This is a genomic window from Proteus sp. PR00208, from assembly GCF_016238545.1.
Taxonomy (GTDB): domain Bacteria; phylum Pseudomonadota; class Gammaproteobacteria; order Enterobacterales; family Enterobacteriaceae; genus Proteus.
This window is the reverse complement of sequence record NZ_JAEHQE010000009.1, coordinates 42,230-58,319: the sequence shown is the minus strand read 5'-3', so window position 1 is coordinate 58,319 and position 16,090 is coordinate 42,230. Positions and strand designations below refer to the sequence as shown.

Annotated in this window: 18 protein-coding genes and 1 pseudogene; 7 read left to right on the top strand and 12 right to left on the bottom strand. The window is 39.5% G+C overall.

Going from position 1 to position 16,090, the window contains the following annotated elements; genetic code table 11:
• The 9 genes from fliN to fliF form a co-directional block, all read right to left on the bottom strand.
• On the bottom strand, window positions 1-411 hold the full coding sequence (gene fliN / locus JEP36_RS08335; protein WP_006533153.1) for a flagellar motor switch protein FliN: 411 nt from the start codon (window positions 409-411) through the stop codon (window positions 1-3).
• The gene (fliM, locus tag JEP36_RS08330) at window positions 404-1,435 is read right to left on the bottom strand and encodes a flagellar motor switch protein FliM (protein ID WP_109373789.1); all 1,032 of its coding nucleotides are present in this window, start codon (window positions 1,433-1,435) and stop codon (window positions 404-406) included. Before fliM ends, fliN begins: the two co-directional genes overlap by 8 nt.
• 5 nt (window positions 1,436-1,440) lie before the next feature.
• Window positions 1,441-1,923 (bottom strand): flagellar basal body-associated protein FliL, encoded by a 483-nt coding sequence (fliL, locus tag JEP36_RS08325; RefSeq protein ID WP_109373788.1) that lies wholly within the window; start codon window positions 1,921-1,923, stop codon window positions 1,441-1,443.
• A 177-nt stretch (window positions 1,924-2,100) separates the two neighbouring features.
• The gene (locus JEP36_RS08320) at window positions 2,101-3,504 is read right to left on the bottom strand and encodes a flagellar hook-length control protein FliK (RefSeq protein ID WP_198630078.1); all 1,404 of its coding nucleotides are present in this window, start codon (window positions 3,502-3,504) and stop codon (window positions 2,101-2,103) included.
• Window positions 3,504-3,950, bottom strand: coding sequence for a flagellar export protein FliJ (fliJ, locus tag JEP36_RS08315; RefSeq protein ID WP_006533149.1), 447 nt, complete (start codon window positions 3,948-3,950; stop codon window positions 3,504-3,506). The genes JEP36_RS08320 and fliJ overlap by 1 nt, the downstream gene beginning before the upstream one ends.
• A gap of 36 nt (window positions 3,951-3,986) precedes the next feature.
• Window positions 3,987-5,354 carry a flagellar protein export ATPase FliI gene (gene fliI, locus JEP36_RS08310; RefSeq protein ID WP_198619835.1) on the bottom strand — a complete coding sequence of 456 codons (1,368 nt, stop codon included), beginning with the start codon at window positions 5,352-5,354 and terminating at the stop codon, window positions 3,987-3,989.
• Window positions 5,354-6,073 (bottom strand): flagellar assembly protein FliH, encoded by a 720-nt coding sequence (gene fliH, locus JEP36_RS08305; RefSeq protein WP_109373785.1) that lies wholly within the window; start codon window positions 6,071-6,073, stop codon window positions 5,354-5,356. Before fliH ends, fliI begins: the two co-directional genes overlap by 1 nt.
• Complete coding sequence (gene fliG, locus JEP36_RS08300; RefSeq protein ID WP_109373784.1) at window positions 6,066-7,064, bottom strand: flagellar motor switch protein FliG; 999 nt, start codon at window positions 7,062-7,064, stop codon at window positions 6,066-6,068. The genes fliH and fliG overlap by 8 nt, the downstream gene beginning before the upstream one ends.
• Window positions 7,061-8,788 (bottom strand): flagellar basal-body MS-ring/collar protein FliF, encoded by a 1,728-nt coding sequence (fliF, locus tag JEP36_RS08295; RefSeq protein WP_198619836.1) that lies wholly within the window; start codon window positions 8,786-8,788, stop codon window positions 7,061-7,063. The genes fliG and fliF overlap by 4 nt, the downstream gene beginning before the upstream one ends.
• Window positions 8,789-9,064: 276 nt before the next feature.
• On the opposite strand from fliF, the gene fliE reads away from it, so the two are divergent.
• The 7 genes and pseudogenes from fliE to JEP36_RS08265 all read left to right on the top strand — a co-directional run bounded on the left by fliE (window position 9,065) and on the right by JEP36_RS08265 (window position 13,387).
• Complete coding sequence (gene fliE, locus JEP36_RS08290; RefSeq protein WP_004248328.1) at window positions 9,065-9,376, top strand: flagellar hook-basal body complex protein FliE; 312 nt, start codon at window positions 9,065-9,067, stop codon at window positions 9,374-9,376.
• Window positions 9,377-9,863: 487 nt separating this feature from the next.
• Window positions 9,864-10,202: a GlpM family protein gene (locus tag JEP36_RS08285; protein WP_151435470.1), complete on the top strand. Its 339-nt coding sequence runs from the start codon at window positions 9,864-9,866 to the stop codon at window positions 10,200-10,202.
• 74 nt (window positions 10,203-10,276) lie between these two features.
• Window positions 10,277-10,375, top strand: a pseudogene (locus tag JEP36_RS17770) (DUF6500 family protein); the annotation flags it as partial.
• A 133-nt stretch (window positions 10,376-10,508) separates the two neighbouring features.
• The gene (locus JEP36_RS08280) at window positions 10,509-10,724 is read left to right on the top strand and encodes a hypothetical protein (protein ID WP_198630077.1); all 216 of its coding nucleotides are present in this window, start codon (window positions 10,509-10,511) and stop codon (window positions 10,722-10,724) included.
• Window positions 10,725-11,076: 352 nt separating this feature from the next.
• On the top strand, window positions 11,077-12,210 hold the full coding sequence (locus tag JEP36_RS08275) for a hypothetical protein (RefSeq protein ID WP_198630076.1): 1,134 nt from the start codon (window positions 11,077-11,079) through the stop codon (window positions 12,208-12,210).
• A 185-nt stretch (window positions 12,211-12,395) separates the two neighbouring features.
• Entirely contained in the window at window positions 12,396-12,677 is a 282-nt protein-coding gene (locus JEP36_RS08270; protein WP_198619838.1) for a DUF2622 domain-containing protein, read from the top strand.
• Window positions 12,678-12,928: 251 nt separating this feature from the next.
• Window positions 12,929-13,387 (top strand): GNAT family N-acetyltransferase, encoded by a 459-nt coding sequence (locus tag JEP36_RS08265; protein ID WP_198619839.1) that lies wholly within the window; start codon window positions 12,929-12,931, stop codon window positions 13,385-13,387.
• A 126-nt stretch (window positions 13,388-13,513) separates the two neighbouring features.
• Here the strand turns inward: JEP36_RS08265 and fliT are convergent, their stop codons facing one another.
• Genes fliT through fliD form a run of 3 tightly spaced genes read right to left on the bottom strand, consistent with a single transcriptional unit; the run spans window position 13,514 to window position 15,734 of the window.
• Window positions 13,514-13,867 carry a flagellar protein FliT gene (gene fliT / locus JEP36_RS08260; RefSeq protein WP_023581843.1) on the bottom strand — a complete coding sequence of 118 codons (354 nt, stop codon included), beginning with the start codon at window positions 13,865-13,867 and terminating at the stop codon, window positions 13,514-13,516.
• A gap of 18 nt (window positions 13,868-13,885) precedes the next feature.
• Window positions 13,886-14,284 (bottom strand): flagellar export chaperone FliS, encoded by a 399-nt coding sequence (gene fliS / locus JEP36_RS08255; RefSeq protein WP_023581844.1) that lies wholly within the window; start codon window positions 14,282-14,284, stop codon window positions 13,886-13,888.
• A 19-nt stretch (window positions 14,285-14,303) separates the two neighbouring features.
• Entirely contained in the window at window positions 14,304-15,734 is a 1,431-nt protein-coding gene (fliD, locus tag JEP36_RS08250) for a flagellar filament capping protein FliD (protein WP_198619840.1), read from the bottom strand.
• Window positions 15,735-16,090: the final 356 nt, after the last annotated feature.

The window sequence follows — 16,090 nt, the reverse complement described above, 5'->3', positions numbered from 1 at the left end:
TTAACGGCTCAGACGACGCATACGTTCTGATGGCGTAATGATATCGGTAATGCGAATACCGTATTTATCAGAAACAACAACAACTTCACCTTGAGCGATTAAATAGCCATTGATAAGAATATCAAGAGGCTCACCAGCTAAACCATCCAGTGAAACGACAGAACCTTGTGACAGGCTCAGTAATTTTTTAATGGTCATTTTGGTACGGCCTAACTCTACTGTTAATTTGACTGGAATATCCATAATCAAATTGATATCAGATAGATGGTTCAGCGTATCGTCTTCAGGTAAAAGATGTTCAAATAGATCGGAACTATTATCCTGGCTTTTCCCAGTTTGCTGTTCCATTGCATCAGCCCACATATCCTCAGCCGATTGTGAATTATCAGTTGGGCGATTTGCATCACTCATTGGTTTGTTCCTCATCCAGAGCGTTTAAAACAGGGTTAATTAGGTGTTCAACACGAAGGGCATATTGCCCATTTACTGTACCGTATTGGCTTGTTAATACGGGCACACCATCAACATGTGCAATCAATCTTTCTGGTCTATCAATTGGGATAACATCCCCAGCTTTAAGTGTTAGCACTTTTGATAAACGCAGTGGGATGTCAGCAAAGTTTGCGACCAGTTCTAGCTCTGAATGCTGAACTTGGTTGACTAAACTATCTAACCAAACCCCATCTTCTTGACGAACATTTTCAATTGGTGGATTAATCAGTCGTTCACGTAATGGTTCAATCATGGCAAATGGAATACAAATACTAAATTCCCCAACCATTGAACCAATTTCCACCTGAAAAGGTGTTGTAACAACAATGTCATTCGGTGATGAGGTGATATTGGTAAATTTCACCTGCATTTCAGAACGAACATATTCCACCTGAATTTTGAATATGGAATCCCAAGCATCACGGTAGGCATCAAGTGCCAGTTTCAACATTTTGTTGATGATCCGCTGCTCTGTGTTGGTAAATTCACGTCCTTCCACAGGGATTGGAAAACGGCCATCACCACCGAACAGGTTATCTACCGCGATATAAACCAGATTGGGTTCAAAGGTAAATAATGCTGTTCCTCGTAAAGGCTTTAAATGCACCAAGTTAAGGTTTGTTGGCACAGGTAAGTTACGAGCAAAGTCGTGATAAGGGTGAATTTTAACGCCACCAACAGTAATGTCAGGACTCCGACGGAGCATGTTAAACAGCCCCATACGGAATTGACGTGCAAAGCGTTCGTTAATAATTTCTAACGACTGTAAACGTTCTCGAACCACACGACGTTGCGTGTTGGGGTCATAAGGCTGAATATCCGGTTCATTCGGATCCTTCGCTATCGCAGGTTCCCTGTTCGCGCTTTTTTTGGCGTCGTCACCTGATGTGTCATCATTCAGCAGAGCATCAATCTCTGCCTGTGAAAGGATATTATCGCTCATAATGATTATCGCAGAATAAACGTGGTAAACAGTACATCGGAGAGGATCTGTTCAGATTCTCCCGGTACGAGAGTCGGTCTCAGCGTTTCTTTTACATCCGTCATTAGCTGGAGTTTTCCATTGTCTGTCGCGAGCTTATTAGCCTGTTGACGAGAAAGCAGTAATAACAAGCGGCTACGAACCTCAGGTAAATAATCATGTAGACGTTTACGAGTTTCTTCATTATGTAATCTTAATGTGATCCCTATGTAGAGCACTCTGTCTAAGTGTTCTTCGTCATCAATTAAATTTACCGTAAAGGGTTCTAATGACATAAAAACGGGTGCTGGTATAACTTTTTCCTGATTTGTGCCCGCTGAACCTGATTTAGCATGCTTCAATGCCCACCAACTATATCCACCGAATGCCGCTGCAATAATGGCGATCACCAATAATACGATGATCAGAATTAAGCTATAGCTTTTACGTTCATTGCTGTAATTAGACATGGACAGTTAAATTCCTGTTTTGTAGTGGATACGTGTTCACTGTTGTGGACTTCCATATCCATCTAAATCAACCTTAATTATCCCGCTATTTCTGTTTTTTAATTGCAGAAACAGATAGGGAAAAAACCATTAACTCTTACGTTTATTGACATAGGGTGTCCTCCCAATACATTTGTATTAGGCAAAAATATCAACACCACCACGAGCAGATGCTAATTCTTGAGGCGTAAGGGTTATCTTTTGTAGTGCCGTTTCAGAGGCTAATTGCAGAGAATTACCCTCGCTTCCTTGATGATTATCGGCACCATCTCCACTAAATTGAGAGGAATCTGACATATTTTGTTGTTGCCAACTGTCATGAGTGTCGCTAGACACCTGACTCTGCGTGAGCTGGATCCCATTTTCAGAGAGAGCTTGACGCAATTGATGCATGGCATTTTCTAATACAGAACGAACTTGTCCGTTTTGTGAAGCAAGGTGCAACTGCGCTTGCCCATCTTCTATTTTCATGCGGATATGCAATGAACCTAGCTCTTCAGGGTGTAAACGTAGCTCTGCCTTTTGTAAGCCATTACGGCTAAACATCACAATTTGTTGATTTAGTTGCTGTTGCCACTCTTGTGTTCCCACTTGTGCATTTAATACCTGTGTTGCCATCGGTGAAAATTGCATTTGTGGTTGTGTTGAAGAGTGAGCATGACCCGTAATGCTTTGCGAAGCCAAAGAAGAAGAGGTAGAAAGGGTGTTGTGAAGATCGCTTTCTACAACACGATTACCTGTCACCATTTGCTGAGCAACATTGTCCGCTAATTTTGCATTTGCAACTTGCTTATCGCCGTTTAGCAATGCATTCACTTTTTCTGCTGTTGGCGTTAAAAGTGTCGCGATGCTATCTACTTTTTTCGCAGAAGGCTTTTCTGTTTGATTAGCAGAGACAAGCGTACTTTCTGTTGCTAATGTCGCCGTCTCTGGACGTAGCTGGGTTAACAAGGACTTTTCATCTGATTTTGATAGATTAAGCTTGTCGGTAAGGTTGAAGTCCGACATATCACCATCTTTTGAAATAGTGCGTGCTAACGAGGCTAAATCTTCACCACGTTTAACTGATTGAGGCTGTTGTAATGCTTGAGTCAGTTGCTCTGAGGGAAGGGTAAGCCGTTTTAATCCAGGTAGTCCTGCTAACTGAACGGGAAGTTCAGCAGCAAGTTCTTCTGCTGACATTAATAAAGAAGGGGTTTTATTTTCAACAATAGCCGCAAATTGTTCATTATCTGGCAAAGTCAGAGTCAATTGAGATTTCTCAAAAGATGGCTCTTCTATCACATTGGGTTCTGTGGTGACAGACGCAAGATGACTACCGTCTTCTTTTGTTTTGTCTTCATCAGAGTGTGAATGTGCTTTGTTTTCTTTCGTTGAATGGTTTGTGATATTGGTTGTCTTTTTATCACTCTGTGTATTTTGGGGTTGAGAGCCCAAAAGCTGAGCAAATGTCGGGGCATTATCACCGGGCTGACTATTTGAAGCGGATGTCGTTCCCGAAGAGGCTGCAGCGACATCCATGGTCAGAAGCGTTATCTCCATCAAGTTGTTCTCCGTAAAGTACTACGCTGTGCGTACTCGTCCATTTGTTTCTGTTCAATACGATCAAGATGTCGCTTACGGCTATCTTCAGCACGTTGCTCCAAAGTCTCAAATGCATTGAGTCGTTGCTGTTTTTCTCTCCATTGTTCAGTTGCAAGATCGAGCTGCGCCTGCCAATGTTGAAGTTGTTGTTTATGTTGTTCGATAGTCAATTCGAGCGTTTTGAGAAATTGTTGGTAGTTTTGCCACGATGCTGACGACATCCCCCCCAAATTCAACGTTTCATTTAGACGTACACGGTATTCATCCTGATACCCAATCAACATATTGAGTTGCTGTTCCATTTGTTGATGACTCTGCCGGACCTGAGCCAGTTGAATAGCGGCTTGTTCAGCCGCTGTCTGTGCCAGTTCTCTCAGTGTCACTAAAGGTGACTGCTCCCGCATTGGAACCCTCTTTACTTTCTCTGATTATGTTCAGAATTAGTTTACTGTGATCAGTTGATTAAGTTGCTCACATGCACTTTGATAACTGCATTGCTCTTGGATATCTTGTTGTAAGAACTTCGCGAGGGACGGATAAAGTGCAATGGCTTTATCAAGCATAGGATCACTACCCGCAGCATAAGCACCTACGTTAATTAAATCGCGGTTACGTTGATAGCTAGACAAAAGCTGTTTAAATACTTGTACGCGACGATAATGTGTTTTATCAATCAGTGATGTCATTGCACGGCTAATAGAGGCTTCGATATCAATAGCAGGGTAGTGCCCAGATTCTGCCAGAGAACGCGAAAGCACGATGTGACCATCTAAAATCGCACGAGCAGAGTCTGCAATTGGATCTTGCTGATCATCACCTTCAGTTAAAACAGTATAGAAAGCCGTGATAGAACCACCACCATCAACGCCATTTCCTGCACGTTCGACGAGTGCAGGTAATTTAGCGAAGACAGAAGGTGGATACCCTTTGGTTGCAGGCGGTTCGCCTACAGCAAGAGCGATTTCACGTTGCGCCATACTGTAACGTGTGAGTGAGTCCATAATCAGTAAGACATGTTTTCCGCGATCACGAAAATCTTCTGCAATACGCGTTGCATAAGAAGCACCTTGCATACGAAGAAGTGGTGATACGTCAGCAGGCGCTGCTACAACCACTGAGCGTGCTAAACCTTCAGTACCGAGAATATTTTCGATAAAGTCTTTAACTTCACGTCCACGTTCACCAATTAATCCAACAACAATGACATCAGCTTGGGTAAAACGCGCCATCATGCCTAATAGCACACTTTTACCTACACCAGAACCTGCAAAAAGCCCCATACGCTGACCACGACCCACGGTTAACAGTGAGTTGATTGCACGCACGCCTACATCCAGTACATCAGTAATAGGGGTACGTTGTAGTGGATTGATAGGTGGAGTGATCAGTGGCGCACGATAACCTGTATCGGGTGGTGGTAAACCATCTAAAGGATAACCAGAGCCATCTAAAACACGCCCTAACAGCGCATCGCCAAGAGGCAATTGGCGACCTTCATTTTCACCACTCGGAGTGGCCTGTGCATAAACACGAGCACCCGGTGTTAATCCCTCGACTTCCTGTAAAGGCATTAACAACATTTGGCTACCATTGAACCCAACGACTTCACTTTCAACTTCTTCAACAGTTTTACCAATGGTACGTTCTATTAAACACGTAGAGCCAAGGGGCATAACAAGCCCCTTAGCTTCCATGACTAAACCTGTTGCTCTGGTTAAACGACCATATTGACGTACACGCGGAATTTTATTTAAACGTGCTTCTGCATCACTGAGTTTTTCTAACCAACGCCCCAATCTTGCTGTCATTACAACGCCTCCGGAGCAGCAAGACGACAAAGCTCATGCCAACGAGTTGCAATCGTGGCATCAAGATCGCCATCATTTGTCACAACACGGCATCCACCAACATGAATACTGTTATCGGCAACTACTTTCCAACCATGAGCAGAAAGTGAATCACCCAGCTCTTTTTCAATTTGTGGAATATGTTTTGGGTTAACTCTTAACTGTGGGTTGTTTGAGAACATTTGTTCTTGTTGCAACATTAAGGTTATTTGCGCCAGTAATGCAGACCCATCACAAACAGCAGGCTGACCCAGAACTTCTTTTGCCGCTGTGAGGGCGATTTGCATTAAACGTGAAGCAATAACACTGTCTAACCCATTTAAAGAGTGCCTAAATTCAGCCAACAATCCTTGCCATTCATTAATTAATGGCGATTGTTGAGCAATGCCTTGGCGAATACCTTCTTCAATACCTGATTGTAATCCAGCCTGATAGCCTTCCTGATAACCCTGGTTTTTCCCTGCCTCAAAGCCTTCAGCGTGGCCCAATTTTTGAGCCTTTTCTTTCATGTCATCAAGCATATTAATTTGCTCAAGGACTTTCTGTTGCTGAACGACTTCTTTTTCCTGTTTTTCGACTTCCTTTTCGTCTTCTGTCGTGTCCTCGACATTTAATGCCCAATCAGTGAGTTCTTTGGGAACCCAAGGCTTCCAGTTAGTATCAGTATGTTTATCAGACATAGGTATCGTCTCCTCCATGAAGAACAACCTCACCAGTCTCTGCTAATTTGCGTACCACAAGCAGAATTGCTTTCTGCTCTGCTTCCACTTGAGACATACGAACAGGGCCGCGAGAACTCAAGTCATCACGCATGATCTCAGCAGCACGTTGCGACATATTGGCAAGGAAGTGATCGCGCAGCTCTTGATCGCACCCTTTCAATGCCACAACCAAGGAGTCGGATTCCACTTCCTGTAGAATGCGCTGAATTGAACGGTTGTCGATATCGATAAGGTTTTCGAACAGGAACATTTCGTCGATAATTTTTTGTGCCAATTCACCGTCGTAATCGCGAACTGCAGTAATGACATTCTCTTCTTGCTGGCTCTTCATCAAGTTGATGATTTCAGCAGCAGTACGAACACCACCCATTTTACTGCGTTTGAGGTTTTGACCATCAAGCAGGTTATTCAGTACTTCAGTTAACTCTGCTAATGCTGACGGCTGAACACCCCCAAATGTCGCGATACGAAGCATTACGTCATTACGCAGTTTCTCATCGAACAGTGCCAGAATATCTGCCGCTTGACCTCGTTTAAGGTGAACCAAGATGGTTGCGATAATCTGCGGATGTTCGTCGCGGATAATATCGGCAGCCATTTGTGGTTCCATAAAGTTAAGCGTTTCAATCCCTGTTGAAGTTTCTCGTGTTTCAGAGATCTCATCTAACAGGTTATTAGCGCGTTCTTCACCCAAGGCTTTAACAAGAACAGAGCGCAAGTAGTCATTTGCATTCACGTTCAATGCGGCATATTGAACAGCATCTTCTTCAAAGCTTGCCATAACATCAATTAATTGCTGATTTGAGATATGGCGCATTGATGACATTGCAATACTGAGTTGCTGAACTTCTCGTGTACTTAGATGTTTAAATACTTCCGCCGCTCGGTCTTCACCGAGAGTTAGTAACATAACGGCGCTTTTTTCGGTTCCAGTTAAGTTATTACTCATTGCTCTTTACTCATCCATTGACGAATTACCATTGCGACGACACGAGGATCTTTCTCTGCCATTTCACGGATACGTTGGCTCTGCAATTCGGCACTCACACGTTTACGTGCTTGTTTACGTCTTGCTTCGTCATCTAATTCTGCTTCATCAACATCATCTTTAACTTGTAGCTTGGTTTTCAGCACGGCTTTCTGTGCAGCAATTTCAGCTTCACGGCGTTTTTCAAGCTGTGGTTTCACCAGTTTGCGCCATAAGATCCATGCGATGATGACAAGTAATAACCAGCGACCTAAATCTAATGCTTTCGCAAGAATATCTGGGTTTTCCCATACAGGAACGGTGATCACTTTCTCTTCAATATCGTTAAACTGGGAGTTCACGACACTTAAAGAGTCACCACGCTCTTGGGAATAGCCCATCGCTTCACGAACAAGTCCTTCAATTTGCTGAATTTGCTCATCAGTTAGCGGAACAAGTTTAGTTTCAACAACAGGCTCTTCGCCTTCAGCGGCTTCTTTCTTATCTTCAACTGTTTTGTAGTTCACAATAACAGCGACAGAAAGACGCTCGACATTACCTACTGGACGCTTGATATGGCGAATTCGGCGATCAACCTCATAGTTGGTTGTTTCATCTAAACGGCTATTACTGTTTGGATTACGCGTTAATGTGCGATTTGTACCCGTTGCATTGGCGTCATCTGCTTTCTCACCTTCTTGCGCTTTTGGCGCTTCAATAGGTGCTTGTGGTGGAGCAACAGGTTGATTAGATAATGCACCAGGAACACCGCCAGCTAACATGCCACCATTCTGCTCACTTTGGCTCAACTGTTTTGAACGCACTGCGGCTTGATTTGGTGGCTGGTTTGGTTTGTACTCTTCAGCAGTCTCTTCTGTATGAGAGAAATCAACTTGAGCAGTCACCTGTGCATGAACGTTTCCACGACCCACAATTGGGCCTAATAACGTTTCAATACGTTGCTGATAACGGCTTTCTAGCTCTTGAACATATTTCAGTTGGATAGAATTAAGATCACGACCTAATGCATCAGGTTGTGTCAATAATTTGCCGCTTTGGTCGACGATGGTCACACTGCTATCAGGCATACCTGCAACACTGCTCGCAACGATATGCACGATGGCATTAATTTGACCTTCATCCAGCGCTCGACCCTGTAAAAGACCCACCGTAACGGATGCAGAAGGGGATTTCTGTTCACGAACAAAAAGAGATGGTTTTGGTAGTGCTAAATGAACTCGGGCATTTTGTACAGGACCTAATGTCTCGATAGTGCGAGCAAGCTCACCTTCAAGTGCACGTTGATAGTTAATCTGTTCACTAAATTGGCTGATCCCGAACTTTTCTTTATCTAACAGTTCAAAACCGGCAGCACCGCCTTTTGGAAGCCCCGCTTGCGCGAGTTTCAGGCGTAATTCATGAACCTGATTGTCAGGCACCATAATCGCTGCGCCATTTTGTGACAAGCGATAAGGTACATTCATCTGTGTTAACTGTGTGACAATTTCGCCACCGTCTTTATCGCTAAGATTACTATAAAGCACCTTATAATCAGGGCTTTGTAACCATAAAAATGCAGCAACAAAAATGGCAATAGCCGCCGAACCCGCAATAATGAGCGGAATTTTCGGATCGGCTTTTATCCGGTTAATAATGGCGTTAAAACCCTTATTCTGGTTCACAACGTCGGTTTTTTCGGCATTCATAGACAATCCTTGCCTTGTAGTTCGGGATGAATACTAAAAGCGTGGCGTAACAAAACAGACTCCCCTTACGCAAATAAATAAACCTACTCTCAGGTGTCTCATTATTGGCCTTTTGCGTTTCATTTAATGGCGTAATTAGCCCTTAACTTTTGCGTTAATTACTCGCTTTGGAATGAAGCCCCTGTGTTAGGGTATAACTCGGTAAGCGTGTTGGTTCACTTCCTTACTATGACATTGATTCAGTAATTGAATTAGATGATTAACGCAGAGGTTTATATGTCAATTCCAGCTATTGAAAGTGTTCTGGATAAAATGCAAATCCAGACTTTGCAAGCATCCAATATTGCGAAACCCCAGCCAGTACAAGCAGGATTTGCAACTCAGCTTGTTCAAGCCGTGGGTAAAATTAATGAAACTCGAGTGAATGCAACCAACAAAGTTCAAGCGTTTACCTTAGGTACTCCAGGTGTTGAATTAAACGATGTGATGGTGGATATGCAAAAATCCAGTATTTCATTACAAATGGGTGTACAAGTGCGTAATAAGTTAGTCGCTGCTTATCAAGAAATTATGAGCATGCAGGTGTAGTACCTTATTTATTTGATAAAGGTGACTTTTCTTTTCTATCACGAGATAAAAAACACCTAATCAAAATAGAGATGGGGCATCTTGCTCAATGTCATTGAATAGATGATATAAGCTTTCGAATGTGATTAAACATTCGAATACTTATACTATTGTTTGTTATTTATGATAATGAGCGCCCCGATTTTTGCAGATGGGATAGACACATCATTTTATTGATGTGCGCTTTTGCACATCTATATCAAAGCAACTCATTTTTTTATCTCTTCTTATCTTTCAAAAAAGATCAAAAGTAATTGTTAAATAAGTTAATTAACCTATGTTGGATTAGTTTTGTATAAAGCATAGTTATCATCTTTCTTCTCAATTTTTTCTATTTTATTTTCTAAATATTTAATTACATTTTAAATAACTAAAAATAAAACCAGCTCACATACCAATATGAATAAGTATGATAGTAGTAAGGTTTTTATAACTTGATGAAAAAATAATGGGATTACTGATTAAAGCACTGATAGGTGCGTTTGTAGTGGTATTAATTGCCGTTTTATCGAAATCTCGTCATTACTATATTGCGGGATTGGTTCCGTTATTTCCAACTTTTGCACTTATTGCACATTATATTGTTGGCTCTGAACGTTCTATTGAGGCGTTACGAACCACAATTATTTTTAGTTTATGGGCTGTTATACCTTATATGATTTACCTAATTTCACTCTATGTGATGATCAACTATGTAAAATTATTTACAGCATTGGCTACGGCGGTTATTTGCTGGATTATCGCGGCTTGGTTGCTTATTCTGTTATGGAATAAATTTCATGGATAGAGTATTTACTCTTACCTATTTATTCTCACGCTAAAAAATAAAGATAGAGAGAATATGAGAAAATCACTACAACAAAAAATAACAATCCTGAATTACTTATGGAAGTTGCAGCGTGGTGGATAATGACACATAAATTTGATCACTTTGAAAAAGCAGTAAAAATAAAAAAATAGTACAATCAGAAATGGAAAATCACGCTTAATTTTCCTACGATAAAGTTCATCTTTTTATAAAACGATTTTTTTAAACTAAAAATTATTGATTATTATCACATTAAAGCAGGTCATAAACGGCTATGGTAATTACATGATTAATAACGTAAACGGTGATGATATGGAATATTGGTTTATTGCGTATAAAGTGCGTTCCAGAAATGGTGATACCTACGCCGGACATAAAATTGTAGAAACAGAGAGTGGGATCACACCCCATATTGCGTTAGAAAAAGCATGTCAGGAAGTTGCTGAAGGAGCACAAGCCGATATTTCTGCGGTGAGAGTAGTTGCTTTTAATCGTTTATAAGACATTCTACCTAATAGAAAATCCTACATTTATTAATGTGGGATTTTTTTTATCTAAATTTAAGGATTGGTTATTTAATGCGCTTTATGTATAGATCGATTTACTAATAGAAATAATAAAAAAATAAGGTGTTCATTAATATAATTTAATTACATTGATCTGATAGCGATTTTTTATTTGTTTTACTTAATTAAAATTCAATTATGTGATCTCAGCTCTACTAATTTACTTTTACGCATTGAATAAAAAAAGGCTTATGGTTAATGTGCTGGTGGGCTAAGGAATAGCTCAATACAAGGAAATAAAAATCATTATTTTGATTTTTTAGTTATTAATAAAAGGAAATTTAATTATGACAGTATTAACCGTTTATTTATGTGGTACTGGGTCTAACTCATTTGATAATAATAATCCGACCTTCTGGCAAGGCGAATTAGTCTCCACTTTAGCGCAAAATAACCAAGGAAGAGAGTTTGCACAGTGGTTTATTGTTGATGGCCCGGGTAGTGGTAATCTGCAAGAAGATGATTTATGGGTTGAAAGTCCTAATTACTCTGATATCAAGGGTTCGCTATTTGGTAGTGGTTGGGAAGAAAACGTGAAGCATGCACTTTGCTTAATGAAAGGTAACTTTGATTGGCAACGTGAAAAGTTAACCGAAGAGCAGTATAACCAACTGAAAAAAGCGGGCATTCCCATTGAAGATGTCAAAGTAACAGGCTCTTTTTTATGGCGTAAATATGACTATGGCGATCGTCAAGTCACTCAGCAACAACTTCAACAGCAAATTATTCGAATCTTCCGTAAAGATGGCATTATTCCAACACAAGTTAACTTAGTGGGTTGGAGTCGTGGTGGTATTACTTGCCATATGTTAGCGAATGCGATGTTGGCAGATCCTCAATTAAAAAATATTCCCGTGAATATTTTTGCTATTGATCCTGTCCCAGGTCCACTGAATTTCCAACCTGAAAAAGTCACGCTTGGTAAAAACGTCAAAGAATATGTCGGATTTTATGCAAGAGATGAACGCTCTAAAGGATTTACTTGTGTTATTCCAACAATTGAATCTGAAACTAAAATGCATATTTTCCCTATTTCTGGACGTCATGCCACATTAGTGGGTAATGCTTCTTTAGATGGCGCTAATGGTGAAAATGGCTTATATGCTCCAGGTTTATTAGTCCGTCATTTTGCAGAGGTCTGTTTAACGCGCTGGGGCTGTGATTTAGCAAATAAATTAGCCTTAACGGATGCACAAATTACAGGCTATCACAGTGATATTGCTAATGATGCAGATAAATATGTAGCAATGCGTCGTAAAACCTATTCTATCCATGAAAGTACGGGTAAAGATGAACGTAAAGTCTCATTAGGTAAAGAGGGTAAAGCATTCTCTGAGATCCACGGTGGACAATATAATCCATCAGTAGGTTTAACCGCAGATTACTTATCTAATCAACAACTCTATGATGTGATTAAATAAATTATTATTTATCAGATTATTATGAGCTAATAAATCGCCCATAGTGAAGTGGGCGATTCTAATTTCAATCATTATAACATTATTTATCACAGTTTCTGACTAGGAAAATGATTGTTGATTTAATATACTGCCTTTTGAGAGCTAACAGAATTTCAATAGACATAGATAGACTGTAGGAGGTTTCTATGCCTGAGTTTACTGTTAGAGTAGAGTTATCCGATCCCGAAAATGCAGACTATGTGTTATTAACACAGAAGATGGTAAAAGAAGGGTTTAAAAAAGAGATTAATGGTTTGAAAGGTAAATATGTTCTGCCTCATGCAGAGTTTAATTATCATACTGAAACTAAAGATCACAAAGAAGTTATCGAGTTGGCTTTTTCAATTGCAGAAAAAATAACCTTAAATCCTGCCATTTTAGTGACAGAAGTAAAAAATAGAGCGTGGAAAGGGTTAGAGCGACTTTGAGATTATCTTTATAAATAGATAAGCAAAGTAATAAAAGTCATCAAGGCTCGTGGGGGAGTCTGAACGTATTGAGATTAACGGTTTTATCGCCTATCTTTCTGCATTGAGTATTTATTCTTCTGCATTTTTCACTAGCAAAACGCACCATCAACATTATCATTTCATTATTTATAGTAAACACAAATTTTGTCGATGATATTGCATTATCATTGATTGTTTTGTTATCACTTTTAAACCATGGGATAAAGTGCATGAATTGGGTTTTAAAATCATTTTCACAACTCACTACCGATGAGCTTTACGCTATTTTAGCCTTAAGAAATCAGGTTTTTATTTGTGAACAGCAATGTGCTTATCAAGATTTGGATGGTATTGATCAACAATCATTACATCTATTTGCTAATGATAAAATAACTTCGCAGTTAATCGCTTATGCGCGTTTATTACCTCAGGGTATGGTATTTCCACAGGCATCAATAGGGCGGGTGATTGTTGCTAAAGAGTATCGTGGTGGTGGCGTTGCTCATCTATTATTAAAAGAAGCTATTTCAGTATCTTTTAAACAGTTTAAAACCAATAGTGTAAAAATAATGGCTCAAACTTATTTAGTCGATTTTTATCAATCTCATGGTTTTGTTATCGACTCAGAAAGTTATCTTGAAGATAATATTCCTCATATCGATATGGTATTCATGCAGTCTAATAAATAAAATAACTTACAGATAAACCAGAAAAGAGTACGTTACCGATAACAAATTTAGCTGAATAAAAGTCTCTAATTGCTTAGATAAAAAGACGCCATTAGCTAATAAAACCGCTTTTGGCGCAGAGGAGAGTTATTTCAGGTTGAGATCAGGATAATAACTATGTTCTGTAAACTGACCATAGCTATTTTGTACCCTCTGCTCTTGTTCAGTCTGTCTTATTAATATGCCAAGCTCATCTAGACGAGCCCGTAATAAATTTCGCGTCTCATTTTCGTTTTCTAAGATTTTCTTTAGCATATCTGTGAGGCGTTGTTGTAGTCTCAGCTCACCGTCAGCAGGTTTTATCATCTTAGTGATACTTTCTACGCTTTTTAAATAATCCATTTCCATTTCTATCAGCTTATCCCATTGCTGATCTTTGGCAAGCGTTAACATTTGCTCACTTGATTTTAAAACATGCTCGTAAGCCGCCATAATATCCATATTGTTATCCACTCTAATTTAATAAGAATTAATCTGTGTGCCGATTTGTTGCCAAGCATCAGAAATTTCAGTTAAGAGCTTGATGACTTCATGAATTTTTTCTGGATTATTTTTTAAGTTAGCATCGAGTAGCTGATTAACCATATAGTCATAAAGGAGCTCCAGATTTTCTGCAAGCTCGCCACCTTTTTCTTTATCCAAACCTTGCTTTAACCCGTTACCAATAATATTAATGGCTTTAGAAATGTTTTCGCCTTTACCTGCGATATTTCCTTGCTCCATTAATATTAAGGCACGGCGAAGGGCGCTAAGCGCCCCATTAAATAGGATCTGGATCAGCTGGTAAGGCGTGGCATTTAAAATCTCGCTTTCAACGTCGATTTGAGCATACATTTTACTGGCTGATTGTTGATACATATTATCCTACTTTTAAAAATTACATTAATAAACGGCCGATTGATGCACTAGAGTTAGTCATGGAGTTCACCATTTTATCTAACTGTTGGAACTGGTTTTTATAACGTTCCATCGTGGCAGCAATATTACGTTCCGTATTTTTAATTTGGTTATCTAACGTTTTTTTCCGTTTTTTTACACCATCAGTGGCAATATCTAAGGTGCCATCTGTAGATTGCAGTGTTTTCTTCAGGAAATTATAAGTTTGAGTACCAAATCCTGTCTCTTTACCATCACCCATAAAAAACTCTTTGACGTTAGCTGGCTTTTCTTTTAACGCCTCATCAAGTTTTTTATTGTCGATTTCTAATGTGCCATCGACTTTAAATTTAATACCCATTTTATTAAGGGTATCTAATTCAGATGTGCTTTGTGAGCTAGTAACAAAGCTTTTTAGCTCAGACATAATCATACGGCTGGTGCTATCACCTAATAAAACCCCGTTGTTTTTAGACGATTCTTCGCCTTTTTCAACTTGGGTGTATTTGGTTAAATCTTTATACGTTGTGCTCAGTTCGTTATAAGCATCAGTCCAGGCTTTAATCGCCTTTTTCATTGGTTCAATGTCACGCGCTACATTGATAATTTCAGGCTTATCGACACCATCTTTATTATTGTCAGTGGTTTTTTTCAGATTTAAAACGATCCCTTCAGGCGCATCTTTAATCTCATTAGTCTGACGTTCAATCGCAATTCCGTTAACGGTTAATTTCGCATTTTTAGCGTCAACAATTTGTCTCATGCCTGATGTATGTGATGCATCGTCTTTGGCAGTTGAATTCGACAGGAATTGATTTAACTTATCATCACCTTCAACGGTGATTTTCATTTCAGATTTAGTACCTTCTTTACGTGAAGTTAGCACTAAATAGCTAGTATTATCATCAGCTTTAACAATAGTCGCTGAAACATTACCTTCTTTTTTATTGATAGCATCACGTAATTCAAGAATTGAAGTTTGTTTATCTTCTAATTCGATACGTAATGGTTTTTCTTCGCCGGGTTGTGTAATAACTAATGTCCGTTTATTACCTTCACCTAAGGTTTCCCCAAGCGGTTTCTTTACATCACTGACTGCTGTAGATTTTAATGTTTGAGCTTGAGCTAATTGGGTAACAGAAACGGTGTAGTTACCGACACTTGCTTTACCATCAGTGGTGACTTTAAAAGCATCAAATTCATCTTCAACTTTGGTACCTACAATTTTGTCGAATTTTTTTAAATCTTCTGATGCTTTTTGTAATTTATCGAGCTGTCCGCGCATTTTACCGTAAGCAGTAATTTGAGCTTCGTAGCTTTTCATCTGTTTATCAAGGGGTTCAAGGCGTTTATTTTCCGCCGCTTCTAATTGTGCCAATGTTTGACCTAGAGGCATCCCTGAGCCTACGCCTAGTGAAGCAATACCAGCCATACTGGTCTCCTTTCTGTGTTCGTAAAATGATCCTCAAAAAATGTTATCGGTAGAATCGGCGAAAAGTTTACGTCTATTTAGTATTTTTGATGAGTGAAACAGGCTGCCATATAGAAGCCTTTTATTGCCATTGATGACCAAAGTCGAATTTAGATGGGTTAAAAAAACGTTGAGACGAAAATTGATAAAAAATAAATAAAAAAATGATAATTTAATTTCTTTATTTATCATTAACTTGATATGGATTCTATAAAAAATCGCAGAAATTTTTGTAGGAAAAGTTAAAGGTTGTATGTGGAGTGCCGATAAACTTGTTGCCGGTGATTAACACCGAAAATGAATAGGCAAACTTTTAT

Bases quoted from the DNA above. Each gene is read 5' to 3' on its own strand.
- fliN (WP_006533153.1), bottom strand. From the start codon at position 411: ATGAGTGATGCAAATCGCCCAACTGATAATTCACAATCGGCTGAGGAT.
- fliM (WP_109373789.1), bottom strand. From the start codon at position 1,435: ATGAGCGATAATATCCTTTCACAGGCAGAGATTGATGCTCTGCTGAAT.
- fliL (WP_109373788.1), bottom strand. From the start codon at position 1,923: ATGTCTAATTACAGCAATGAACGTAAAAGCTATAGCTTAATTCTGATC.
- JEP36_RS08320 (WP_198630078.1), bottom strand. From the start codon at position 3,504: ATGGAGATAACGCTTCTGACCATGGATGTCGCTGCAGCCTCTTCGGGA.
- fliJ (WP_006533149.1), bottom strand. From the start codon at position 3,950: ATGCGGGAGCAGTCACCTTTAGTGACACTGAGAGAACTGGCACAGACA.
- fliI (WP_198619835.1), bottom strand. From the start codon at position 5,354: ATGACAGCAAGATTGGGGCGTTGGTTAGAAAAACTCAGTGATGCAGAA.
- fliH (WP_109373785.1), bottom strand. From the start codon at position 6,073: ATGTCTGATAAACATACTGATACTAACTGGAAGCCTTGGGTTCCCAAA.
- fliG (WP_109373784.1), bottom strand. From the start codon at position 7,064: ATGAGTAATAACTTAACTGGAACCGAAAAAAGCGCCGTTATGTTACTA.
- fliF (WP_198619836.1), bottom strand. From the start codon at position 8,788: ATGAATGCCGAAAAAACCGACGTTGTGAACCAGAATAAGGGTTTTAAC.
- fliE (WP_004248328.1), top strand. From the start codon at position 9,065: ATGTCAATTCCAGCTATTGAAAGTGTTCTGGATAAAATGCAAATCCAG.
- JEP36_RS08285 (WP_151435470.1), top strand. From the start codon at position 9,864: ATGGGATTACTGATTAAAGCACTGATAGGTGCGTTTGTAGTGGTATTA.
- JEP36_RS08280 (WP_198630077.1), top strand. From the start codon at position 10,509: ATGATTAATAACGTAAACGGTGATGATATGGAATATTGGTTTATTGCG.
- JEP36_RS08275 (WP_198630076.1), top strand. From the start codon at position 11,077: ATGACAGTATTAACCGTTTATTTATGTGGTACTGGGTCTAACTCATTT.
- JEP36_RS08270 (WP_198619838.1), top strand. From the start codon at position 12,396: ATGCCTGAGTTTACTGTTAGAGTAGAGTTATCCGATCCCGAAAATGCA.
- JEP36_RS08265 (WP_198619839.1), top strand. From the start codon at position 12,929: ATGAATTGGGTTTTAAAATCATTTTCACAACTCACTACCGATGAGCTT.
- fliT (WP_023581843.1), bottom strand. From the start codon at position 13,867: ATGGATATTATGGCGGCTTACGAGCATGTTTTAAAATCAAGTGAGCAA.
- fliS (WP_023581844.1), bottom strand. From the start codon at position 14,284: ATGTATCAACAATCAGCCAGTAAAATGTATGCTCAAATCGACGTTGAA.
- fliD (WP_198619840.1), bottom strand. From the start codon at position 15,734: ATGGCTGGTATTGCTTCACTAGGCGTAGGCTCAGGGATGCCTCTAGGT.